Genomic DNA, 22,500 nt, shown 5'->3' on the forward strand with positions numbered 1-22,500 from the left:
CTGTCAGGCCTGGCAGACGGGGCACCAGTAGAGCTTGCGGGCGCCGAGCTCTTCGAGCACGATCCCGGTGCCGCACGTGCGGCAGGGCAGCCCCTGGCGGCGGTAGACCCAGTGGCGATCGTCGCGGTTCGCCATCGCGGCGCGCCACTGGTCGGGCTCAAGCCCGTCCATTGTCATCATCTGACCCGTCTCGACGCCGATCGCGAGCAGGCGCACCCAGTCGCGCCAGATGCCGCGGACCACCTCTTCGGGCACGTCCCGGCCCGGCGTGTGCGGATTGAGGCGCGCGCGGTACAGCAGCTCCGCACGGTAGACGTTGCCGATGCCGCTGACGACCGCCTGATCCATGAGCAGGAGCGCGATGGGGGTCGGCTTGCGCCGGACGGTCGCCGTGAAGCGCTCCTCCCCCTCCGCGACGTCGTCGACGAGCGGATCGGGGCCGAGCTTCGCGATCGTCGCCGCGACCTCGTCGGGCGTCTGGAGCCGACACGCCGTCGGCCCGCGCAGATCGGCGCAGGTCAGGTCGGTGAGAAGGCGCAGGCGCACCTGGCCGACGACGGGAGGCGGCCACTGCCCGTCTTCGTCGGGAAGCCCGGTCGTCTGCTCCGACATGCGCACGTGCACGCGCGCGCGACGCGGGGCCCCGATCGAGGTGAGCGAATTCTCGCCGGCACCGTCGAGGATCGGCTCGTCGTCGCTCAGGAACGTGCCCCGCTGGTTGGTTTGCCCCATTCTTCCGTTCGCGGACGCGATCGTCGGGTCGGCGAGGATCTCGCCGGCGAAGTCCCACGCCCCGTACATGCCGAGGTGCACGCGCAGCCACGTGTCGCCCTCGAACTCGAGGAACATCTGCTTGCCGACGGCGCGCACCGACTCCGCGACTCGTCCGTCGAGGATCGCCGCGCCCTCGGCGAAGCGACCCTGCGGGCTGGATGCCCGCACCGCGCGGCCGACGATGTTGCGGTCGAACTGGCGCGCGATGCGGTGGACGGAGTGGCCCTCGGGCATCAGCCTGCTTCAGGGTCCATCGCGTCGACCGACTCGCCACCGGTGGGCGCGGCGGTCGCGGCCGCCTCGCGGGGGTCGGCGACGAGGCTGCCGTCCGCTTCGAACGCCGCGATCTGGCGGATGCGTCGCACGTGGCGCTCCTCGTTGGAGAAGGGCGTCGCGATGAAGCGGTCGATGAAGTTCGCCGCCTCTTCGAACGTGTGCTGGCGCGCGCCGATCGCGATGACATTGGCGTCGTTGTGCTCGCGCGCGAGCTCGGCCGTCGCGATGCTCCACACGAGCGCCGCGCGGATGCCGTCGACCTTGTTCGCGGCGATCTGCTCGCCGTTGCCGGAGCCGCCGAAGACGATGCCGAGCGACTCGATCCCGGCGGACTGATCGCGCACGACCGCCTGCGCGGCACGGATGCAGAACGCGGGGTAGTCGTCGAGCGGCTCGTAGTCGAGGGGACCGTGATCCACGACCTCGTGCCCCTGCTCCGCCAGGTGGTGCTGGAGCTGGGTGGAGAACTCGAGGCCGGCGTGGTCGGTCGCGATGTGGATGCGCATGGGCCAATCCTAGGGACGCGGAGCGGGGTGGCTTGCGCGGGTCAGGGCGCGATGCCTGCCGCGGCGGGCTTGAAGCCGGCGCGGATGTTCTCGCAGCAGCCGGGGCGGCAGACGTCGAACCACGGGCCGAGCGTCGTCTCGTGCGGGCGGTCCGCGGCGGGGGTGCCCTGCACGCGCTCGAGCACGAGGTCGACGAGGCCCGTCACGAAGGCGGGATCGACGCCGGGCGTCGGCGTACGGACGGCGCGGATGCCCGCTTCCTCAGCGGCCTCCATCGCCTCCGTGTCGAGGTCCCAGAGCACCTCCATGTGGTCGCTGACGAACCCGAGCGGCACGATCGCGATCGCCTCGATCCCCGCGTCGGGGAGGCCCGCGATGACGTCGTTGACGTCGGGCTCGAGCCACGGCTGCGACGGCGGGCCGGACCGGGACTGGTAGACGAGCTCCCATCCGACGTCGCCGGCGGCGGGCTCCTCGGCGGCGAGGTCGGACATGATCCGCTCGGCCACGGCGAGATGCTGCGTCGCGTACGCGCCGCCGTCACCCCAGTCGACGTCGCGCGGGCCGGAGCGGCGCGCGTCGTCCATCGGAACGCTGTGGGTCGAGAACAGCACCCGGATGGCCTCGGGGGCGACGCCCTCCGCCAGGAAGCCTGCGACGGCCTCGCGCACGCCCTCGGCGAAAGGCGCGACGAAGCCGGGGTGGTCGAAGAACTGCCGGACCTTGTCGATCGTCACGGTGCCGGCCAGGTCGGTCTCGGTCAGGACGCGGGCGAAGTCCTCTCGGTACTGACGGCAGCTGGAGAAGGAGCTGTAGGCGCTGGTCGCGATAGCGATGAGCTTCGTGTGACCGGATGCCGCGGCATCCGTCACCGCCTCGTCGAGGTACGGCGCCCAGTTGCGGTTGCCCCAGAACACCGGCAGATCGACCGACCGGCGGGCGAGCTCGTCTTCGAGCGCGGCCTTGAGGGCGCGGTTCTGCTCGTTGATGGGGCTCACGCCGCCGAAGTGGCGGTAGTGGTGGGCGACCTCTTCGAGCCGCTCGTCCGGGATGCCGCGGCCGCGCGTGACGTTGCGCAGGAACGGGATCACGTCGTCCTGCCCCTCGGGGCCGCCGAAGCTCGCGAGGAGGATCGCGTCGTAGGCGACCGGGACCTCCACGTGCGGAGCGCCCGACGAGGCCTCGGGTGAGGCGAAGAGGACGACGGCCTCTTCGCGGGTGCTGTCTTCGTGCTGATTCTCGTGCGGATCGACCACCGGACCATCCTCGCACCGGTCCGAAGAGGTGGGCGGCACTTGACTCGGAGGCGAGAGACCGCCATCGGATCTCCACCGCCGAGGGTGCGCGCCTCGTCGCCGTGCGGCGCGCTGGCATAGGCTGGGACGGTTGTCGCCGGCGCCAGCAGCGTCCGTGCGAGGCATCCCACCCCCATCACAAACGGGAGCAGCGAAGTGCCTGGAGAGAACCTCACCCGAGTCGAAGCGCAGGAGCGCCGCGCGATCATCGATCCCACGGGATCCGGGATCACATATGAGATCAGCCTGAACCTCACGCAGGGCGCCGAGATCTTCGGATCCCGCACCGTCGTGCGCTTCGCCGCGACCGCCGGCGCGTCGACGTTCATCGATCTCATCGCGCGCGAGGTGCGGGAGATCACGCTGAACGGCCGGGCGATCGACCCCGCGACGGCCTTCGCCGACTCGCGCATCGCGCTCGACGGCCTCGAGGCCGAGAACGAGCTCATCGTGGACGCCGACACCCTGTACACCAACACGGGCGAGGGCCTTCACCGCTTCGTCGACCCCGTCGACGGCGAGGTCTACCTCTACTCGCAGTTCGAGGTCCCCGACTCCCGCCGCGTCTTCGCGGTCTTCGAGCAGCCCGACCTCAAGGGCACGTTCCAGTTCACGGTGACCGCTCCGGAGCCCTGGAAGGTCGTCTCGAACTCCCCGACGCCCGAGCCGAAGAAGCACGGCGACGGCACGGCCACGTGGACGTTCGCGCCCACCCCTAAGATCTCGTCGTACATCACGGCGCTCGTCGCCGGCCCCTACGAGGTCACGACGTCGGAGCTCACCAGCGCGTCCGGCCGCGTCATCCCGCTCGGCGTCTACGCCCGCAAGAGCCTCTGGCCCCACATGGACGCCGACTACGTCTTCGAGACGACCCGCAAGGGCTTCGCGTACTTCGAGGAGAAGTTCGACTACGCGTACCCCTTCGAGAAGTACGACCAGCTCTTCGTGCCCGAGTTCAACGCGGGCGCCATGGAGAACGCGGGCGCGGTGACCTTCACCGAGACCTACGTCTTCCGCAGCAAGGTGACGGATGCGGTCAAGGAGCGCCGCGTCGTCACGATCCTCCACGAGCTCGCGCACATGTGGTTCGGCGACCTCGTCACGATGAAGTGGTGGAACGACCTCTGGCTGAACGAGTCGTTCGCCGAGTGGGCCTCGACGATCGCGACGGCCGAGGCCACCGAGTGGACCGAGGCGTGGACGACGTTCAACGCGATGGAGAAGACCTGGGCGTACCGCCAGGACCAGCTCCCTTCGACCCACCCCGTCGTCGCGACGATCAACGACCTCGAGGACGTGCAGGTCAACTTCGACGGCATCACCTACGCCAAGGGCGGGTCGGTGCTCAAGCAGCTCGCCGCGTGGGTCGGCGTCGAGGCGTTCTTCGCAGGCGTCGCGGCCTACTTCAAGAAGCACGAGTACTCCAACACCGAGCTCGGCGACCTGCTCGCCGAGCTCGAGGCGACGAGCGGGCGCGAGCTCGCCACCTGGTCGAAGAAGTGGCTCGAGACGGCGGGCGTGAACACCCTCTCCCCCGAGATCACGACCGACGCCGAGGGCAGGATCACGCGTTTCGCGATCGTCCAGACCGCCCCCGCCGACTACCCGACGATCCGTCCCCACCGCCTCGGCGTGGGCTTCTACAGCCTCCAGGGCGACGCGCTCGTGCGGGTGCACCAGATCGAGCTCGACGTCGACGGCGACCTCACCGAGGTGCCGCAGCTCAAGGGCATCGCTCGTCCCGACCTGGTGCTGCTCAACGACGAGGACCTCGCCTACGCGAAGATCCGGCTCGACGAGCGCTCGCTCGCGACGGCCATCGCGCACCTCGCCAAGATCAGCGACCCGCTGGCGCGCTCGCTCGTCTGGGGTGCCGCGTGGGATCAGACGCGGGATGCCGAGGCCTCGGCCAGCGACTACATCGACCTCGTGCTGCGCAACATCGGCTCCGAGACGGAGTCGACGACGGTCCGCACGACCCTCGCGCAGCTGCAGCTCGCCGCCAACGCGTACGTGGCGCCCGAGAAGCGGGCGGCCGCGCGCGCGAAGGTCGCCGATGCCCTCTGGGAGCTCGCGCAGGCCGCGGAGACCGGCAGCGACAGCCAGCTGCAGCTCGTGACGGCGTTCGCGAGTGCGGCGTCGACGCCCGAGCAGTGGGAGAAGGTGCACCAAGTGCGCGACGGCGAGGTCTCGTTCGCGGGGCTCGACATCGACACCGACCTGTCGTGGCAGCTGCTCGTCTCGCTCGCGGCGGGCGGCGTCGTCACCGAGGCGCAGATCGACGAGGCCCTCGCCGCCGACAACACGGCCAAGGGCGGCGAGTTCGCCGCGCAGGCCAAGGCGGCACTCCCCGACGACGCGGCCAAGCGTGCCGCGTGGTCGTCGCTGATCGACAGCGACGACCTTCCCAACACGATCGTCCGTGCTGCCGCGGCGGGCTTCACGCACCCCGCGAGCATCGAGCAGCTCGGCGCCTTCGTCGAGCCGTACTTCGACATGCTGCTGCCCATCTGGGAGTCGCGCACGTACCAGATCGCGCAGTACCTCATCGTCGGTCTGTACCCCGCGGCCCTGGCGAACACCGAGCTGCGCGACGCGACGCGCGCGTGGCTCAAGGCCCACGGCGATGCCGCTCCGGCGCTCCGCCGCCTCGTGCAGGAGAACCTCGCGGGCGTCGAGCGTGCGCTCGCGGTGCAGGAGCGCGACGCGCACTGACAGACGACGGATGCCTCGTCCCGCCCGGGACGAGGCATCCGTCGTCTGCGGGGTCATTCAGGGGTCGCAGAGCCGCCGCGAAATACGATGGATCCGATGCAGACCATGAGCGCCGACGGCGGAGGCGGGATCACGCCGATCGACTGGACCCAGTTCTGGCCGGGGGTGGGCGACTTCTTGACGAAGGCCGGGCTGACGCTCGCGTCGATCCTCGGGATCATCCTGGGGGCGATGCTGCTCGCGTGGATCATGCGGCGCGTCATCGACCGGATCGTCGACCGCATCGTGCGGGGCGCGAAGTCCAAGGCGAACGTCGACGACACGCAGGCGCTCGATCGCTCGCCGATCGCGCAGGTGCGCCTCGTGCAGCGCACGCGCACGCTCGGGTCGATCCTCTCCAACATCGTCAACGTCACGATCGTCATCGTCGCGATCATCCTGATCGTCTACCGGATCAACGCCGACATCATCGGCTCGTTCACGCTCCTGACGGCGGCGATCGGCGCAGGCCTCGGCTTCGGTGCCCAGAACATCGTCAAGGATGTCCTCAACGGCATCTTCATCGTCGCCGAGGACCAGATCGGGATCGGCGACGTCGTCGACCTAGGGCTCGCGACGGGGATCGTCGAGTACGTCAGCGTGCGCGTGACGAACGTCCGTGACGTCAACGGCACGCTCTGGTACGTCCGAAACGGCGAGATCACGCGCATCGGCAACATGTCGATGGGCTGGTCGCGGGTCATCGTCGACCTCGCCGTGCCCGCCGACGCCGACATCGACGCCGTCGAGGAGACGATGCTCGAGGCCGCGAAGAGCCTGCGCAACGAGCCGAAGTGGCGCAGCCGCATCCTAGAGACGCCGGAGGTCTGGGGCCTGGAGTCGGTCTCGGGCGATGCTCTCGTCATCCGTCTCGTGATGAAGACCCGGCCCAACGCGAAGGACGACGTCGCGCGCGAGTTGCGCATGCGCCTCAAGCACGCGATCGACGAGATGGGGCTGACGCTCCCCCAGCTCAACTCGATCACCCTGACGGGCATCGACGCCGCGCAGAGCGTCCGCGGCGCCAATCCGCCCAAGACCAGACCGACGCCCGTGACGACGGTGCCCGAGAAGCCGGTCTGGAAGCCCAAGAAGCCGCGCGGCAAGCGGCACGCCGACGCCGAACGCCCAGACGGAGAGCCGACACCGTGACCGATCCGCAGAACCCCCAGCCGACGGATGCCTCGCCCCTCACCTTCTACGAGGAGATCGGCGGGCACGAGACCTTCGTGCGCCTCGTCGAGATCTTCTATCGCGGTGTCGCGGACGACGAGGTGCTGAAGCCGATGTACCCCGAGGAGGATCTCGGACCCGCCCAGGTGCGGCTGACGATGTTCCTCGAGCAGTACTGGGGCGGACCGACGACATACAGCGAGCAGCGGGGCCATCCGCGGTTGAGGATGCGTCACGCCGCCTTCCACGTCAATCCCGACGCCCGCGACCGCTGGCTCGCGCACATGCGCGTCGCCGTCGACGAGATCGGGCTCTCGCCGCTCCACGAGGCGACGCTGTGGGACTATCTGCAGCGCGCCGCGCATGCGATGGTGAACACGTTCGAGCCGACCGGCATCGGTCCGTCGGCGGGCGGGCGCGCCGCGGCATCCCTCCCCATCGTCGCGGAGAACCCCGACGCCGGCCCGAGCACCGCCTGACCCGAGCACCGCTCACCGAGCACCGCACGACACGACGACGAAGGAGTCGCCATGCCCCCCGCCACCACCCGGACCCACTCGGCCGACATCCTGGTCGTCGGCTGGGGCCTTTCCGGCCTCGTCGCGGCGAGCGAGGCCGCCGCGGCCGGCAGATCGGTCGTCATCGTCGATCAGGAGCCGCGCTCGAACTTCGGCGGACAGGCCTGGTGGTCGTTCGGCGGCCTGTTCTTCGTCGACTCCCCCGAGCAGCGCCGCATGGGGATCAAGGACTCCCTCGACCTGGCGCGGCAGGACTGGTTCGGAACCGCCGGCTTCGACCGCGAGGAGGACGCCTGGCCGCGTCGCTGGGCGGAGGCCTACCTGCAGTTCGCCGCGGGCGAGAAGCGCTCCTGGCTGCGGGAGAAGGGCGTCGGCTTCTTCCCGGTCGTCGGGTGGGCCGAGCGCGGCGGCTACGGCGCGACCGGGCCGGGCAACTCAGTGCCGCGCTTCCACATCACGTGGGGAACGGGGCCCGGGATCGTCGCCCCCTTCGCCGCGGCCGTCGAAGCAGCCGAGGCGGCGGGCCGCATCACGATCCTGCCGCGGCACCGCGTGACGGCGCTCACGCAGTCCGGCGGGGCCGTGACCGGGGCATCCGGCGAGGTGCTGGCGCCGTCGGGATCCGTCCGCGGCGCGGCGAGCTCGCGCGAGGTCGTGGGCGCGTTCGAGGTGACGGCCTCGGCGACGATCGTCTCGTCCGGGGGGATCGGCGGCAATCACGACATGGTGCGGGCGATGTGGCCGCAGCGACTCGGGGTCGCTCCCACGACGATGGTCACGGGGGTTCCCGCCTACGTCGACGGCTCGATGCTGCCCGTGGCCGAGGCATCCGGCGCCCGCGTCATCAATGGCGACCGCATGTGGCACTACGTCGAGGGCGTGCAGAATTGGGATCCGGTGTGGCCGGGCCACGGCATCCGGATCCTCCCCGGACCCTCGTCGCTGTGGCTGGACGCGACCGGAAACCGCCTGCCGGTGCCGCTGTATCCCGGCTTCGACACCCTCGGAACCCTCGCGCACCTGCGTGGGACCGGGTACGACCACTCGTGGTTCGTGCTCTCGCACAAGATCATCGAGAAGGAGTTCACGCTCTCGGGCAGCGAGCAGAATCCCGATCTGACGGGCAAGGACGTTCCGCTGCTCGTCCGCTCCCGCCTCGGCAAGGGAGCCGCCGGGCCGGTGCAGGCCTTCATGGACAAGGGCGCCGACTTCGTCGTGCGCGACAACCTCGCCGACCTCATCGCGGGGATGAAGGCGCTCCCCGGCGGGGAGGTGCTCGACGGCGACCGGGTGCGCACCGAGGTCGAGGCGCGCGACCGCGAGATCGAGAACGACTTCACGAAGGACGCGCAGATCGCGATGCTCCGGTCGGCGCGTGCCTACCGCGGCGACCGGCTGATCCGCACGGCGTCGCCGCACCGCATCCTCGACCCCGCGGCGGGGCCGCTCATCGCCGTGAAGCTGCACGTGCTCACGCGCAAGTCGCTGGGCGGCATCGAGACCGACCTCGCCGGGCGCGCCCTCGGCGCGGGCGGCGAGCCGGTGCCGGGGCTCTACGCGGCGGGCGAGGCCAGCGGCTTCGGCGGCGGTGGAGTGCACGGCTATCGCGCCCTGGAGGGCACGTTCGTGGGCGGATGCCTCTTCTCCGGCCGCATCGCGGGCCGGGCCGCGGCATCCGCCGTCTGAACCGTCAGAGCCAGTTCTTGGATCGGAACACGAGGTACAGCGCCGTGGCGAAGGCCGCCATCGTGACGAGCGCGAGCGGATAGCCCCACGGCCACATCAGCTCGGGCATGTGCACGAAGTTCATGCCGTAGATGCCCGTGATGAGCGAGGGCGCGAAGATGATCGCGGCCCAGCTGGAGATGCGCTTGGTCTGATCGGACTGCGCCAGACTCACCTCGTTCTGGCGCTGCGCGACGAGCGTCGCGTGGACGCTGAGCGCGTTCTGCAGCGTCTGGCGGAACTCCTCGCTCTTCTCGACCACGAGGATGACGTGGTCGAGCACGTCGCGGAACGAGCGCCGCAGCTCGAGCGCGTCGGGCTCGTCGCCGCGCGTCTGCTCGAGGTCGTCGCGGATGCTGCCGATCATCCCGACGAGCGGCCGGAGCGACCGCAGGATCTCCATGACCTCGCCCGACAGGTCGTAGATGCGCTTCGTCACCGCGGGGTCGCCCGAGAAGAGCTGCATCTCGATCTCGTCGATGTCGTTCTCCAGGCCCACCACGACGGGCTCGTAGTCGTCGACGACGCGGTCGAGGATCGCGTACAGCACGCCGAGCGGACCCCGTGCGAGCAGCTCGGGCGTGCTCTCGAGGCGATGCCGGACGAGCGCGAGGTTGGGCGCCTCGGCGTGCCGGATGGCGATGACGAAGTCCTTCCCGGCGAAGATCTCGATCTCGCCGAACTCCACCGTCTCCTCCGCGTCGAGGTAGCGCGCCGGCCGCAGCACCAGGAAGCGTGTGTCGCCGTAGCGTTCGAGCTTGGCGCGCTGGTGGCCGAGCAGGGCGTCTTCGACGGCGAGCGGGTGGAGATCGAATCCGGCCGCGAGGATGTTCAGCTGCGCGGGCTCGGGACGATACAGCCCGATCCACGCGAACCCGCCCGTCTCGGCGAGCGACTCGGCGGTGCGGGCGAGCGTCTGAGGAGACGCGACGCGGCGTCCGTCCACGTAGATCGCGTTGTCGATGACTGCCACGGGCACATTGTGTCAGCCGGATGCGCGCGGGCTCAGATCGACGGGCCGGTTTCGCGAACCGCCGTGAGTCCGCTGCGCACAGGGCCACGCACGAGCACATGGCCGCGGTGCAGGCTGACCCTCGTCCACGCGGCGGCGCGCCGGACGGCCGCCTCCTCTTCGCCTGCGATGAAGCCGAGCGCGAAGGCCGCGAACGCGACGCCGAGGGGCAATCCGCCGAGGGCGTCGTCGGGCGCGCCCCAGACGCTCGCGCGCACGGTGCGCACGACGTCTTCACCGGGGTCGGCCGGCATGGCCTCCGCGACGGCGGCGATCCCGTATTGGGCGCGGGAGGCGAGGACGGATGCCGCGATCCCCGGGTCCGGTTCCCAGCCGCTGCGCGGCGGCGAGATGCCCGCCCACGCCGGCGAGATCGCGACGTCGGGGAGCACGACGGCGCGGGGGTCGTCCTCGGCCCTCGTCAGGAGCGACGGGTCGACGACGAGGTCGCACACGAGCTCGGGGTCGACAGGGAGGGCGCGCAGCGCGAGAACGGTGGGTGTCGCGTCGAAGAGCCCCCGCGGCGCGAGCGGCGCCGACGTCATGGCGAGGGTGCCGTTCGCGGCCTGCAGGCGGACGCCGTCGTCACCGATACGCGCCGTGCGCCCGGCGAACGTCAGGGCGTCGGCCGCGGCATCGGAATCGGGGAAGAGGAGGCGCTGCGACATCCGCCCTAAACTACCAAGCGCCGCGGATGCCACCGGCCGCGCAGGGAAGGACGACGTGACCGATACCGCTGAGCCGGCCGAGACCGCGCTCGACACCGATCCCGTCGCCGCGCTGCTGTCGGTCCTCGATCTCGCAGATTCGACCGCCCGCACGACCGAGGACATCTTCACCGGCGTCTCGCAGCCGATGCCGCTGGGCCGCGTCTACGGCGGTCAGGTGCTCGCGCAGTCGATCGTCGCCGCGCAGCGCACGATCCCCGAGGGCCGCATCGTCCACTCGATGCACGGCTACTTCCTGCGGCCGGGCGACTCGTCCAAGGGGATCACCTTCGCGGTCGACCGCATCCACGACGGACGATCCTTCGCGACGCGTCGCACGCAGGCCTACCAGGAGGGCGTGCCGATCTTCTCGATGATCTCGTCGTTCCAGGACGCCGATCCCGGGGTCGAGCACCAGGAGCCCATGCCCGAGGGCGTCCCGCTGCCCGATGAGCTGCCGGATGCCGAGGATCACCTCACGGGCCTGCACCCCATGACGAAGCGGCTTTTCCTCGACCGGCCCGTCGATGTGCGCCATGTGCCGTCGCCGATCTACTTGACGGTGGAGGGCGAGCGTGTCCCGCGCCAGGCGGTGTGGGTGCGCTCGCGCAGTGCGCTCCCCGACGACCCCGCGATCCATCGTGCGGCCCTGGCATATGTGAGCGACCTCACGATCCAGGAGTCGATCCTGCGGGCCCACGGCGTCGCGTGGGCGACCCCGGGGCTCAAGGTCGCGAGTCTCGACCACGCGATGTGGTGGCACCGTCCCGGCCGGGTCGACGATTGGCTGCTGTACGTCCAGGAATCGCCGAGCGCCCGCGGCGGGCGAGGCCTCGCCACGGGGCGGATCTACGCGCGCGACGGCGCGCTCATCGCCAGCGTCGCGCAGGAGATCATGGTGCGCGTTCCGGACTGAGCGGTCGGCTCAGCGCCGGTGCGCGGCTGTCGGCTCAGCGCCGGTGCGCGTAGATGATCGGGTCGTCCTGGTACGGGCTCCACGCTGCGCGCTCCTCGGCGCTGAGGCGAAGAGGGCGGCCGGTCTCGGCATCCACCTTCACGACCACCGTCGTGGCGCGCGCGTAGATGGTCTGCGCCCCGCCGGGTCCGGCCATCTCGAGGGGACTGCACACCTCGTAGCAGACCTCGATGCTCGAGCCGCCGAGCTTGCCGAACCACAGCTGCACGTCGAGCGGATGCCGCTGGTAGGGCACCGGCGCGAGGTACTCGATCTCCTGGCGGGCGATCAGGGTGAGGACCCCGCTGTGCAGCCCGGATTCGAGCACCGCCGTCGGGGGCGCCGACTCCCCCGGCTCGGGCTGCCAGAAAGCGCGCACTCGCGCCTCTTCGAGCAGCTTGAGCATCGAGGTGTTGTTGACGTGGTTGAAGGCGTCGAGATCGCCCCAGCGCAGCGGGATCGGGATGTGGAGGCGGCGCCGGCCCGGCGCCGCCTCCACCGTCGCGATCGCGTCGTCAGTCACGGGTGAGCTTGCGGTAGGCCGAGCGGTGCGGCTTGGCCGCATCGGGTCCGAGGCGCTGGATCTTGTTCTCCTCGTACGCCTCGAAGTTGCCCTCGAACCAGTACCACTTGTCGGGGTTCTCGTCGGTGCCTTCGTAGGCGAGGATGTGCGTCGCGATGCGGTCGAGGAACCACCGATCGTGTGTGATGACCACCGCGCAGCCGGGGAACTCGAGCAGCGCGTTCTCTAGCGACTGCAGCGTCTCGACGTCGAGGTCGTTCGTCGGCTCGTCGAGGAGCAGCAGGTTGCCGCCCTCTTTGAGCGTCAGCGCGAGGTTGAGGCGGTTGCGCTCACCACCGGAGAGGACGCCGGCCTTCTTCTGCTGGTCGGGACCCTTGAAGCCGAACTTCGACACGTAGGCGCGCGAGGGGATCTCGGTCTTGCCGACCGTGATGATGTCGAGGCCGTCGGAGACGACCTCCCACAGCGTCTTCTGCGGGTCGATGTTCGAACGCGACTGGTCGACGTAGCTGATCTTGACCGTCTCGCCGATCTTCAGCTCGCCGCCGTCGAGGGGCTCGAGGCCGACGATCGTCTTGAAGAGGGTCGTCTTTCCCACGCCGTTCGGGCCGATGACGCCGACGATGCCGTTCGGGGGGAGCGTGAAGCTCAGCCCGTCGATGAGCGATCGGCCGTCGAAGCCCTTCTGCAGCTTCTTCGCGTCGATCACGACGCTGCCCAGGCGCGGCCCCGGCGGGATCGTGATCTCTTCGAAGTCGAGCTTGCGCGTGCGGTCCGCCTCGGCGGCCATCTCCTCGTAGCGGGCGAGACGAGCCTTCGACTTCGCCTGGCGACCCTTCTGGTTGGAGCGGACCCAGTCGAGCTCCTCGGCGAGGCGCTTGGCGAGCTTGGCGTCCTTCTTGCCCTGGATGGCAAGACGCTCCGCCTTCTTCTCGAGGTAGGTCGAGTAGTTGCCCTCGTACCCGATGAGCCGGCCGCGGTCGACCTCGGCGATCCACTCCGCGACGTTGTCGAGGAAGTACCGGTCGTGCGTGATGGCGATGACGGCGCCGGGGTACTTCTGCAGGTGCTGCTCGAGCCAGAGCACGCTCTCGGCGTCGAGGTGGTTCGTGGGCTCGTCGAGGAGCAGGAGGTCGGGCTTCTGCAGCAGGAGCTTCGTCAGTGCGACGCGACGCTTCTCACCACCCGAGAGCGGGGCGATCTCGGCGTCGCCCGGAGGCGTGCGAAGCGCGTCCATGGCCTGCTCGAGCTGCGAGTCGAGGTCCCACGCGTCGGCGGCGTCGATCTCCTCCTGCAGCTGACCCATCTCGGCGAGGAGCGAGTCGAAGTCGGCGTCGGGGTCGGACATGAGGCCCGAGATCTCGTTGAACCGGTCGACCTTCGCCTTGATCGCGATGCCGTCCTGGATGTTCTCGAGGACCGTCTTGGACTCGTCGAGCTCGGGCTCCTGCATGAGGATGCCGACGCTGAAGCCCGGCGACAGCTTGGCCTCGCCGTTGGACGGCTGGTCGAGCCCCGCCATGATCTTGAGGATCGTCGACTTGCCGGCGCCGTTGGGGCCGACCATGCCGATCTTTGCGCCGGGGAGGAACGCCATCGTGACGTCGTCGAGGATCAGCTTGTCGCCCACTGCCTTGCGGGCGCGGACCATGGAGTAGATGTACTCAGCCATAACCTGTCCAGTCTAGGGGCGGGCTGCTGTGCGCCGACCGCGAGGGTGGGGTGCTGGGCGCCTGCCGCGAGGGTGGCCCGCTGCGCGCCGCCCGGAAGGGCGCGTGCGTTGGGCCGCCCGGGTCACCAGTCGATGGGACGCGTCTTGCCGATGAGGCAGGTGTCACCGGGGACCGGCGGGAGCACGGTCGTCACCGGGTCGCCGGTGGCAGGGCCGACCTGGCCCACGAGGCACTCCCCCGCCCACATCACGGAGAACTGGATGCTCTCGGCGGCGTTGCCCACGGTGGACTGGTCGTTGGTGACCTGCATGGCCGACTTATCGAACCCGCCGGCCACCAGAGCGTCGATGTACGCGCGCCCCGACGCCCGGTCGGGACCGCTCCACACGCCGCTCACGATGGCCGCGAAGTACGGGAGGTTGTCGGATGCCGTGCCCTCGGGCAGCAGCTCGGGCGCCGTCGGTGTCGGTGTGGCCGTCGCCGAGGGTGTCGACCCCGTCGCGGGTGGCGTCGCCGGGCCGGTTACGCCCTCATCGGACGGCGGGACCGTGCACGCGGTCAAGAGGCTCGCGGAGAGTGCGGCGAGCACGACGGCCGCGCCGATCCGACTCGTCGTCGCACGGCGTGGGGGCTGCTCGGGGCGGCGAAGCACGCGACGAGTCTAGGCGGCGCGGCCGAACACTCGCCGCGCTGCTCAGAAGGGAGCGACGGAGTCGACGAGTGCCTGGGCCTCGTCGATCGTGCTCCCCGCCCCGATGAGAACCGGCTCGAGGGCGGCGTCTGCGCCCGGGACGACCCAGTCGCCCGAGGGACGCTCCTCTTCGGGCGACCAGTCGTTCGCGGCCTGCGACGAGTTCGACGGGAGGGACGCGGCATCCTTCTCGAAGCGAGTCGTGCCGAAGAGCAGGTCGTGCCCGATGGCCTCGACGTCGATCTCGGCGGTGAGGCCCTTCTTCGTGCCGGTGTCCCACGCACGCAGGCGCAGGCGTCCGGTCAGCAGCACGCGATCGCCCTTGCGCAGCGAGCGGAACGCGTGCTCGGCGAGCCCGCGGAAGGCCGACACCGTGTACCAGTTCGTGTGGGCGTCCACCCACGTGCCGGTGTTGCGGTCGTAGCGTCGCTGACCGCTCGCGACGCGGAAGGTCGTGATCGCGACGCCCGCCGGCGTGCGCTTGTGCTCGGGCTCCGTCGCGATGTTGCCCGTGATGGTGATCGTGTCGCTCATGGCGGTTCCTCTCTGTGACCGAGGCGTCTCCTCGAGTCGTCGCGCCGACGCCCGAGTGCCCGTCGGGCGCCGGCGCTCGAATCAGGATCGCCAACCGCGAACCCGCGCGAGGGCATGCGGCGGCCGGATGTGGATGCCGCCTCGATGAGCCGTCGCTGTGGAGGAGCGCCCGGTCAGGGGCCGGAAAGGGCTGCGGCGGGAATGTCGGAGGGTGGACATATGTTCGAATGAGAGAGGAGCATCATGACTTCATTCATCGATCTGACCCCGCAGTCGGCCCCGGTTCTCCGGTTCGGTACGCCCGTCCGTCTCGTCCGGGCGGCGCCGGCGCTGTGGCGCGTCGCCGATCCGGGCGGTCGTGTGATCGGGCACCTCGAGGCGGTGGCGGCGCCGGGCGGCACGCGCTATCGCGCCCGCAGGTTCCACGCCGCGTCCCGGGTGTTCCGCGACCTCGGCGACTTCTGGTCGGCCGATGACGCGATCGACTGCCTGCGGTTCGCGCGCTGACTAGACGACCGCTTCGAGCTGTTCCACCGCTGCGACCGGAGCGCCCCCGCGCACTCTCGGCCATGCCTCCGCGAGGATCGCGGCGGCGCGTTCGAGTTGATCGGTCGGCGCGGTGAAGGGCAGCCGCAGGTGCCGGTCGTGACCGCCGTCCACGGCGAAGCGCGATCCGGCCGACAGGAGCAGGCCCCGGCTGCGCACGTGCATCACGAGCGCAGAGCTCAACGGCGCGTCGAGCTCGATCCAGAGCGACACTCCGCCCGACGGCGTCGGCACCGTCCACTCCGGCAGCGCGCTGTGCAGCGCCGCGATCGCGGCGTCGCGGCCCGTGCGGAGCAGGTGCGAACGCTGGGCGACGATCTCGGCGAACCTGGGAAGGAGCGCCGCCGCCACCGCCTGTTCGAACTCCGGCGTGCCGAGATCCTGCGTCGAGCGTGCGGCGACGAGCCGCCGGATGAGGTCGGCCTCACCACGGATCCAGCCCACGCGCAGCCCACCCCAGACGGTCTTGCCGAGCGAGCCCAGGCGGACGACCGAGCCGGGTTCGCCGTGGAGGAAGGCCGGGGCGACCCACCCGCGGTCGATGTCGAGGTCCGCCGTCGTCTCATCGAGGATGACGACGGTGCCGGCCCGTTCCGCCGCCGCGAGCATGATGGTGCGATCCTCGGGAGTCATCGAGCGCCCCGTCGGGTTCTGGAAGTCGGGCATGAGGTACGCGGCCACGGGCAGCGTGCGCGCAAGCGCCTGTTCGGCGCGATCCATGTCCCATCCCTCTGCCGCCGTCACCGGCACGCCGACCAGTCGCGCCCCGGCACGTCGGAACGCGTCGGCCGCGTGCGGGTACGTGGGCGTCTCGATGAGCACGCGATCGCCGCGCCCGAGCAGCACCGAGGCCAGGAGGTGGATCGCGGACTGCGCCCCCGTCGTCACGATCACTTCGCTCGCGTCGGTCGGGATCCCCCGCCGGGTGTAGTGCTCGGCGATCGCGCCGCGCAGGTCGCTCCGGCCGAGGACGTCGTATCCGACCCGCGCCACGAGCGCGGCCGCCTGCCCCGCGACCTCCGACACGACGCCCGCCAGCCCCGGCCACGCGGGCGGACTCGCCTGCTGCAGATCGATCGCGCCTTCGGTGGAGGCGACCCGACCCGTGTCGCGTCGCCCGAGAGGGAGCGTCTCGCTCCCCGACCCGCGAACACTCGCGATGTGACCGGTGTCGCGCAGGCTCCGATAGGCAGCGGCGACCGTGCTGCGGCTCACGTGGAGGCTCGCCGCCAGCTCGCGCTCCGCGGGGAGCGCCGTGCGCGGGGCCAGTCGATTGTCGAGGCAGAGCAGACGGATGCCGTCGGCCAGCGCCTCGTACGCGGGTTCACGCGTGCGCCACCCGCCGAGCGCCGCGGTGAGTGCCCGCGCCGAAACCCTGGAGTCCATGGGGCTAGACTAGTGCGATTGGACTGGACAGGTCAGTCCAATCGTGCGATTGGATGGTCCCATGACCCGACGCGTGATTCAGCTCCTCATCGGACTCGTCGTCTACGGGGTCGGTTGCGCGCTCACGGTCGAGGCCGGCCTCGGCGTCGACCCGTGGACCGTCTTCGCGGAGGGCGTCTCGCTCCACACCGGCATCGGCATCGGGTGGATGACGAGCATCATCGGCTTCGTCGTGCTGCTCCTGTGGATCCCGCTGCGGCAGAAGCCGGGCATCGGGACGATCGCCAACATCGCCCTCGTCGGCGCGAGCATGCAGGTCGCGCTCGGCATCATTCCGCCCATGCACGGACCTATGGCGCAGTTCGCCATGCTGCTCGGCGGAATCGTCCTGGTGGCGATCGCGTCGGGCCTCTACATCGGCGCCCACTTCGGCCCCGGCCCGCGCGACGGGCTCATGACCGGCATGCACAGCCGGCTGGGATGGCCGATCTTCGCCTGCCGTGCCCTCGTGGAGCTCTCGGTGCTCACCGTCGGCTGGCTGCTCGGCGGTACGGTCGGCATCGGCACGGTGCTCTTCGCCGTGCTCATCGGACCGCTCGTCCACGTCGCGCTGCCGCTCCTGGACTCGCGGCGCCCCGTTCGCACGCGGCAGTCTTCGCAGACTGCCGTCGCGTCACCGCCGGCCGCGTAGCCCGAGTTCGACCGCTCCCGGGCTCAGTGCTCGCGGAACTCCGGCCAGTCCGAGCCGGGCTTGAGGTGTGAGAACAGCGCGTTCTTCGCGACATCCATCGATGGATATGTGCCGATCGGGGCATCCGCCCCCACCATCTTCACGGAGTAGCTCTCCGCGCTCTTCTCGATCGTCCCCACTGCCCCGGACGGTCCGTACGCCACCCACAGGCGGCGCGTCTGCGTCTCGCTCATGATGCAGTCCTTTCCCGATGTCTTCGTCGTCTCGGCGCTCTCGACGCTACGCCGCCAGGGATCGGTCCACCATGGATTGACAGCGGGTTATCGGCAATCCCAGGATCATGTCGCTACTGGTTTTCAGACCGTCGGGGTGGGCCGGTAGCCTTGTGGCTACCTTCCCTCCGTAGCTCAGGGGACAGAGCGAGCGGTTTCTACCCGCCAGGTCGGGGGTTCGAATCCTCCCGGAGGGGCCTTGTGATGAGTCGCGACATAGGTCTCACCTGAGTCGCGACAGCGGCGACATCTGCGTGCCGTCCCCGGAAGTCCACAGTCACGGAGGGCCTCGGCTGCCGCGTCGGTGCCCATCATTAGGATGGGTTCATGGTGGGCGCTTCCGAGAACGATCGGCTCGTGTGGATCGACTGCGAAATGACAGGACTCGATCTCGAGGTCGACGAGCTCGTCGAGATCGCCGTCGTCATCACGGATTTCGAGCTGCGGCCGGTGCACCCCGGCTTCCAGATCGTCATCAAGCCCGACGACTCCGCGCTCGAGCACATGAGCGAGTTCGTCCGCGAAATGCACTCCACCTCGGGCCTCATCGACGAGATCCCGAGCGGCGTGAGTCTGGCGGATGCCGAGTTCCAGGCACTCGAGTACATCCAGAAGTTCGTGCCGCTCGAGGGCAAGGCGCCGCTCGCCGGCAACACGATCGGCACCGACCGCATGTTCCTCGCGAAGTACATGCCGAGGATCGACCGCTGGCTCCACTACCGCAACGTCGACGTCTCGAGCATCAAAGAACTCGCTCGCAGGTGGTACCCCCGCGCGTACATCCACGCCCCGGCCAAAGACGGCGGCCACCGGGCCCTCGCCGACATCCGGGAGTCGATCCGCGAACTCGCCTATTACCGTCAGGCGGTCTTCGTCGCGCAGCCCGGACCCACGAGCGACGGGGCGCGGGCGGCCGCGGCATCCGTCGTGTCAACGTTCGCCCCTGGGGTGTGAGAGAATCTTCTGGTTGCCCGCTCGTGCGGGAGACATGGTGGGTATAGCTCAGTTGGTAGAGCACCTGGTTGTGGTCCAGGGGGCCGCGGGTTCAAGTCCCGTTACTCACCCCAATTCTTACGACGTGGGTCGGCGATGATCGAGATGGATGCCGCGGCCTTCGAGGCCCTCGTCACCGACGAGCTCGATCAGCTGCCCGACGACATGATCGACGGACTCGACAACGTCGTGTTCGTGGTCGAAGACCGTCCCGAAGACGGCAGCCTCGAGCTGTTCGGACTCTACGACGGCTGGGCGCTCACGGAGCGCGGTCGATACGGCGGCGGCGAGCTCCCCGACCGGATCATCGTGTACCGCGAGCCGCATCTTCACGCGTGCGACGACGAGGAGGAGCTGCGCGACGAGGTGCACACGACCCTCGTGCATGAGATCGCGCACTTCTACGGCATCGACGACGAGCGCCTGCACGAACTCGGGTGGGCATGATGACGCCCGCGATCGCCCCCGAACGTGCCGAAGAGATCGCTCTCGGCACGACACCGGATCCTCATCGTCCCTGGCAGACCGTCGTCTGGAACGATCCCGTCAACCTCATGAGCTACGTCGCCCACGTCTTCCGCGAGTACTTCGGGTTCTCGCGCGAGCGCGCCGAAGCGCTCATGCTCACCGTCCACCACGAAGGCCATGCGGTCGTCGCCCAGGGCGCGCGCGAGCAGATGGAACTGCACGCGCGCGCCATGCACGACTACGGCCTGTGGGCCACCGTCCGAGAGGCACCCTGATGACCCCCCGACTCGTCGTGCTCGAGCTCTCCCGGATCGAGGCGACGCACCTCGCGGGGCTCGTGGAGCAGTTCGCCGAACTCCTCGACGAGTCGGGCGAGAGCCTCCCCGACGATCCCGCCGTGCTCCGGCTCGTGCCCGACGCCTACGCCGACGATCCTGCGGCGGCCAAGGAGTTCCGCGATCTGACGCAGCGCGAGCTCCTCGACAGGCGGTCGACGGATGCCGGAGCCGTCCTCGCGAGTCTCGTCGGGGCCGTCGCGGCACCCGGCGACGAGCACGCGCCCGGCGACGCCGAGTCCGCGCTTGTCGAGACGACTCTGATCCGCCTCAGCCCCGATGACCTGCAGGCGTGGCTGCGCACGCTGGCGGCTCTGCGGCTCGTGCTCGCGTCGAGACTCGGGATCACGGACGAGGACGACCATGTCGACGACGACCCCCGCTTCGGCGTGTACGACTGGATCGGCTATCGCCTCGATGGCCTGGTCCGCGCGGCCGACGGCGACGACTGACCCCCTGTCCGTCCCCGATCAGGGGATCGCGAAGAGGTGCGTCGCGTGGCGCCGCGGATCGTCGCGCACGAGATGACGCTCCTCCTGCTCGGCCCACTGATCCCAGTGCGGCCGGTAAGTCTCGCCATCGCGGTCCAGTGCCCGGCGCTTCCGCGACACCTGCGGCGACTCCAGCCACACGCGGACGTCGCCGAGCCCCGCTGTCGCGGAGGTCAGCAGCCCCGATCCCTCGACGATGAGCGGCAGTGACGGGTCGACGGCGTGCGCCTCGGCGGGGGCCGAGGCATCCCAATCCCATCTCTGCCAGACCCCGATGATCCCGCGACCATGCGGCACGAGCACGAGGGTGCGCGCCGTCTCCACCCCGTCGGCGAGCCCCTCCCATCCGGGGTAGATGCTGTCGAGCGCGACGAGCTGCACACGGCCCGTCAGAGGCCAGCGCGCGACGAGCCGGCGCGCGAGAGTCGTCTTCCCGGCGCCGCTCTGCCCGTCGATGAGCACGACGGGATTCGACACGCCGAGCTCACGCACGGCGTCGAGGACGCGTGCGGCGGCGGTGTCGAGGGCTGCGGCGACCGGGTCGGCGTTACTTCTTGAGGGCGCGGATGACACGGCTGAGCGCACGCCCGGCTACCCACACGAAGGGGATCGCGACGGCCAGAAGCGAGACGATGTTCGGCTCGAAGCGGACGTCTCCCCCACGCCGGATGTATGCGCCGACCGGCACGGCGTAGCCGCCTCCGCCACCTCCGCCGTTGCCGGCCTCGTCGGAGCCGCCGCCGAAACCTGTCCAGCTGAGCGACACCGGGATGACCTGCACGCCTCCCACATCGCGCTGTTCGCCGTAGGCGGCGTTGACGCCGAGGGATGCCGACTGCTTGCCGAGCTCGAGTGCGATGTTGGGCATGAGCCCACGCTACCCGCCCGCCTGGGTGATGCCCAGAGTCAGCCGCGGTTCGGCGTCAATCGAGCGGCGCCGCCTTGGGGTGGGAGGGCAGCGCCGTCCCTCCGCGGGTCGAGCCGAGCAGGGTCGCGCGCGTGACCGCGCCCTTGCCGAAACGCGCCGCGGCGTCGTCGAGCGCGCCCTCGACCCGACGCCACTCCTCGTCGTCGTCCCACAGGGTCGGCGCGTCGCCGCGCGTCGGACGGAGCTTCTCGCCGCGCACGCCCACGAGCCGCACGGGGAGGGCCCGGTCGAGCGCACCGAACAGCCCGAGGGCGGCGTCTCCGATCCGCTGCCCGACGGCGGTCGGCTCGGAAAGCGTCTGCGACCGGGTGACGGTCGAGAAGTCCGCGAACCGCACCTTGATCGAGATGGTCGACGCCTCCCAGCCGTGGGCTCGCAGGCGTGCGCCGACGCGATCGGCCAGGCGGCGGAACTCCGCGCGGAGCACCGCGGGATCATCGATGTCGTGGAAGAACGTCTCTTCGTGCCCGACGCTCTTCTCGACCCGCTCCGTGTCGACGCTGCGCGCGTCCAGGCCGCGGGCGAGGTGCCAGATCCGCTCGCCCATGGCGGGGCCGAGAGCGCGGTCGAGGACGGATCGCGGAGTCTGGAGGATGTCGGCGACGGAGCGGATGCCTCGCGCTTCGAGTGAAGCGGACGCCTTGGGGCCGACTCCCCACAGCGCGCGGGCCGGCTGAGCGGCCAGGAACGCCTGCGTGTCGTGCGCGGCGATGATGAGGAGACCGTCGGGCTTGCTGAGCGTCGAGGCCATCTTCGCGACGTGCTTGGTCGCGGCGACCCCGATGCTGCAGGTCAGACCCGTCTCGTCCACCACGCGCCGGCGGAGCATGACGGCGATCCTGCCCGGGCTCCCCCACAGCCGGCGCGCCCCGCGCACGTCGAGGAACGCCTCGTCGATCGAGAGCGGCTCGACGAGGGGCGTGACGTCGTTGAAGATGCCCATGACGCGCTGTGAGAGGGCGAGGTAGCGATCGAAGTCGGGCGGGACGACGATCGCCTTCGGACAGAGGCGGAGAGCCTGTGCGGTCGACATGGCCGACCGGACGCCGAATCGCCGCGCCTCATACGACGCGCTCGAGACGACTCCGCGGCCCTCCATCCCGCCGACGATGACGGGGAGGCCCTTCAGCGAGGGGTCGTCGAGGATCGCGACGGACGCGTAGAACGCGTCCATGTCGACGTGGAGGATGCCGGTGCCGGTGTCGTCCGCGCCTTCGGGCGACACGACACGACCCGATCCATCACCGCGTCCCATCCCTCTATTCTCGCCGGAT

General features: G+C 70.1%; 25 protein-coding genes and 2 tRNA genes. 13 read left to right on the forward strand and 14 right to left on the reverse strand.

Annotated elements, in window-relative coordinates:
* Positions 1–3: 3 nt before the first annotated feature.
* The 3 genes from ACSBPH_RS01825 to ACSBPH_RS01835 are packed head-to-tail and all read right to left on the reverse strand — an operon-like array spanning position 4 to position 2,812.
* Positions 4–1,008 (reverse strand): Fpg/Nei family DNA glycosylase, encoded by a 1,005-nt coding sequence (locus ACSBPH_RS01825; protein WP_442575916.1) that lies wholly within the window; start codon positions 1,006–1,008, stop codon positions 4–6.
* Complete coding sequence (locus tag ACSBPH_RS01830) at positions 1,008–1,556, reverse strand: ribose-5-phosphate isomerase (protein WP_442575917.1); 549 nt, start codon at positions 1,554–1,556, stop codon at positions 1,008–1,010. Before ACSBPH_RS01830 ends, ACSBPH_RS01825 begins: the two co-directional genes overlap by 1 nt.
* A 41-nt stretch (positions 1,557–1,597) precedes the next feature.
* A complete protein-coding gene (locus ACSBPH_RS01835) occupies positions 1,598–2,812 on the reverse strand; it encodes a ferrochelatase (protein ID WP_442575918.1) in 1,215 nt (404 codons plus the stop codon).
* 195 nt (positions 2,813–3,007) lie between these two features.
* On the opposite strand from ACSBPH_RS01835, the gene pepN reads away from it, so the two are divergent.
* The 4 genes from pepN (at position 3,008) to ACSBPH_RS01855 (ending at position 8,982) form a co-directional block, all read left to right on the forward strand.
* Positions 3,008–5,566: an aminopeptidase N gene (gene pepN, locus ACSBPH_RS01840; protein WP_442575919.1), complete on the forward strand. Its 2,559-nt coding sequence runs from the start codon at positions 3,008–3,010 to the stop codon at positions 5,564–5,566.
* 96 nt (positions 5,567–5,662) lie between these two features.
* On the forward strand, positions 5,663–6,757 hold the full coding sequence (locus ACSBPH_RS01845) for a mechanosensitive ion channel family protein (RefSeq protein ID WP_442575920.1): 1,095 nt from the start codon (positions 5,663–5,665) through the stop codon (positions 6,755–6,757).
* A complete protein-coding gene (locus ACSBPH_RS01850; protein WP_442575921.1) occupies positions 6,754–7,257 on the forward strand; it encodes a globin in 504 nt (167 codons plus the stop codon). Before ACSBPH_RS01845 ends, ACSBPH_RS01850 begins: the two co-directional genes overlap by 4 nt.
* A gap of 51 nt (positions 7,258–7,308) precedes the next feature.
* A complete protein-coding gene (locus ACSBPH_RS01855) occupies positions 7,309–8,982 on the forward strand; it encodes an FAD-binding dehydrogenase (RefSeq protein ID WP_442575922.1) in 1,674 nt (557 codons plus the stop codon).
* A gap of 4 nt (positions 8,983–8,986) precedes the next feature.
* On the opposite strand, the gene ACSBPH_RS01860 is transcribed toward ACSBPH_RS01855, so the two are convergent.
* Together ACSBPH_RS01860 and ACSBPH_RS01865 are read right to left on the reverse strand one after the other, a co-directional pair.
* Entirely contained in the window at positions 8,987–9,994 is a 1,008-nt protein-coding gene (locus ACSBPH_RS01860; protein ID WP_442575923.1) for a magnesium and cobalt transport protein CorA, read from the reverse strand.
* 32 nt (positions 9,995–10,026) lie between these two features.
* Positions 10,027–10,701, reverse strand: coding sequence for a hypothetical protein (locus ACSBPH_RS01865; protein WP_442575924.1), 675 nt, complete (start codon positions 10,699–10,701; stop codon positions 10,027–10,029).
* Between the two features lie 55 nt (positions 10,702–10,756).
* Here ACSBPH_RS01865 and ACSBPH_RS01870 point away from each other — a divergent pair, with 55 nt between their 5' ends.
* Positions 10,757–11,656: an acyl-CoA thioesterase gene (locus ACSBPH_RS01870; RefSeq protein WP_442575925.1), complete on the forward strand. Its 900-nt coding sequence runs from the start codon at positions 10,757–10,759 to the stop codon at positions 11,654–11,656.
* Between the two features lie 34 nt (positions 11,657–11,690).
* On the opposite strand, the gene ACSBPH_RS01875 is transcribed toward ACSBPH_RS01870, so the two are convergent.
* The 4 genes from ACSBPH_RS01875 to ACSBPH_RS01890 form a co-directional block, all read right to left on the reverse strand.
* Positions 11,691–12,218 (reverse strand): acyl-CoA thioesterase, encoded by a 528-nt coding sequence (locus ACSBPH_RS01875; RefSeq protein ID WP_442575926.1) that lies wholly within the window; start codon positions 12,216–12,218, stop codon positions 11,691–11,693.
* A complete protein-coding gene (ettA, locus tag ACSBPH_RS01880; protein ID WP_442575927.1) occupies positions 12,211–13,890 on the reverse strand; it encodes an energy-dependent translational throttle protein EttA in 1,680 nt (559 codons plus the stop codon). The genes ACSBPH_RS01875 and ettA overlap by 8 nt, the downstream gene beginning before the upstream one ends.
* 122 nt (positions 13,891–14,012) lie before the next feature.
* Entirely contained in the window at positions 14,013–14,543 is a 531-nt protein-coding gene (locus tag ACSBPH_RS01885; protein ID WP_442575928.1) for a DUF6993 domain-containing protein, read from the reverse strand.
* Between the two features lie 42 nt (positions 14,544–14,585).
* Positions 14,586–15,116 (reverse strand): single-stranded DNA-binding protein, encoded by a 531-nt coding sequence (locus tag ACSBPH_RS01890; RefSeq protein ID WP_442575929.1) that lies wholly within the window; start codon positions 15,114–15,116, stop codon positions 14,586–14,588.
* Between the two features lie 243 nt (positions 15,117–15,359).
* On the opposite strand from ACSBPH_RS01890, the gene ACSBPH_RS01895 reads away from it, so the two are divergent.
* Positions 15,360–15,623 (forward strand): hypothetical protein, encoded by a 264-nt coding sequence (locus ACSBPH_RS01895; RefSeq protein WP_442575930.1) that lies wholly within the window; start codon positions 15,360–15,362, stop codon positions 15,621–15,623.
* On the opposite strand, the gene yczR is transcribed toward ACSBPH_RS01895, so the two are convergent.
* On the reverse strand, positions 15,624–17,048 hold the full coding sequence (gene yczR / locus ACSBPH_RS01900) for a MocR-like transcription factor YczR (protein ID WP_442575931.1): 1,425 nt from the start codon (positions 17,046–17,048) through the stop codon (positions 15,624–15,626). It abuts the gene before it with no gap.
* Between the two features lie 61 nt (positions 17,049–17,109).
* Here yczR and yczE point away from each other — a divergent pair, with 61 nt between their 5' ends.
* A complete protein-coding gene (gene yczE / locus ACSBPH_RS01905; RefSeq protein WP_442575932.1) occupies positions 17,110–17,739 on the forward strand; it encodes a membrane protein YczE in 630 nt (209 codons plus the stop codon).
* A 23-nt stretch (positions 17,740–17,762) separates the two neighbouring features.
* Here the strand turns inward: yczE and ACSBPH_RS01910 are convergent, their stop codons facing one another.
* Entirely contained in the window at positions 17,763–17,972 is a 210-nt protein-coding gene (locus tag ACSBPH_RS01910; protein ID WP_442575933.1) for a methyltransferase, read from the reverse strand.
* 163 nt (positions 17,973–18,135) lie between these two features.
* On the opposite strand from ACSBPH_RS01910, the gene ACSBPH_RS01915 reads away from it, so the two are divergent.
* The 6 genes from ACSBPH_RS01915 (at position 18,136) to ACSBPH_RS01940 (ending at position 20,259) form a co-directional block, all read left to right on the forward strand.
* Positions 18,136–18,208: transfer RNA gene (locus ACSBPH_RS01915), tRNA-Arg, on the forward strand.
* Positions 18,209–18,338: 130 nt separating this feature from the next.
* Positions 18,339–18,965: an oligoribonuclease gene (orn, locus tag ACSBPH_RS01920; protein WP_442575934.1), complete on the forward strand. Its 627-nt coding sequence runs from the start codon at positions 18,339–18,341 to the stop codon at positions 18,963–18,965.
* Positions 18,966–19,002: 37 nt separating this feature from the next.
* Positions 19,003–19,078, forward strand: a tRNA-His gene (locus ACSBPH_RS01925).
* Positions 19,079–19,100: 22 nt separating this feature from the next.
* Complete coding sequence (locus ACSBPH_RS01930) at positions 19,101–19,451, forward strand: metallopeptidase family protein (RefSeq protein ID WP_442575935.1); 351 nt, start codon at positions 19,101–19,103, stop codon at positions 19,449–19,451.
* On the forward strand, positions 19,451–19,747 hold the full coding sequence (gene clpS / locus ACSBPH_RS01935; RefSeq protein ID WP_442575936.1) for an ATP-dependent Clp protease adapter ClpS: 297 nt from the start codon (positions 19,451–19,453) through the stop codon (positions 19,745–19,747). The genes ACSBPH_RS01930 and clpS overlap by 1 nt, the downstream gene beginning before the upstream one ends.
* On the forward strand, positions 19,747–20,259 hold the full coding sequence (locus ACSBPH_RS01940) for a DUF2017 family protein (RefSeq protein WP_442575937.1): 513 nt from the start codon (positions 19,747–19,749) through the stop codon (positions 20,257–20,259). Before clpS ends, ACSBPH_RS01940 begins: the two co-directional genes overlap by 1 nt.
* Before the next feature lie 18 nt (positions 20,260–20,277).
* Here the strand turns inward: ACSBPH_RS01940 and ACSBPH_RS01945 are convergent, their stop codons facing one another.
* The 3 genes from ACSBPH_RS01945 to dinB are packed head-to-tail and all read right to left on the reverse strand — an operon-like array spanning position 20,278 to position 22,481.
* Positions 20,278–20,871, reverse strand: a complete 594-nt coding sequence (locus ACSBPH_RS01945; RefSeq protein ID WP_442575938.1) for a hypothetical protein — start codon at positions 20,869–20,871, stop codon at positions 20,278–20,280.
* Positions 20,846–21,166, reverse strand: coding sequence for a hypothetical protein (locus ACSBPH_RS01950; RefSeq protein WP_442575939.1), 321 nt, complete (start codon positions 21,164–21,166; stop codon positions 20,846–20,848). Before ACSBPH_RS01950 ends, ACSBPH_RS01945 begins: the two co-directional genes overlap by 26 nt.
* A 55-nt stretch (positions 21,167–21,221) precedes the next feature.
* Entirely contained in the window at positions 21,222–22,481 is a 1,260-nt protein-coding gene (gene dinB / locus ACSBPH_RS01955) for a DNA polymerase IV (RefSeq protein WP_442575940.1), read from the reverse strand.
* Positions 22,482–22,500: the final 19 nt, after the last annotated feature.

The sequence above is a fragment of the Microbacterium sp. F51-2R genome (genome assembly GCF_052180235.1).
Classification (GTDB): Bacteria; Actinomycetota; Actinomycetes; order Actinomycetales; family Microbacteriaceae; genus Microbacterium.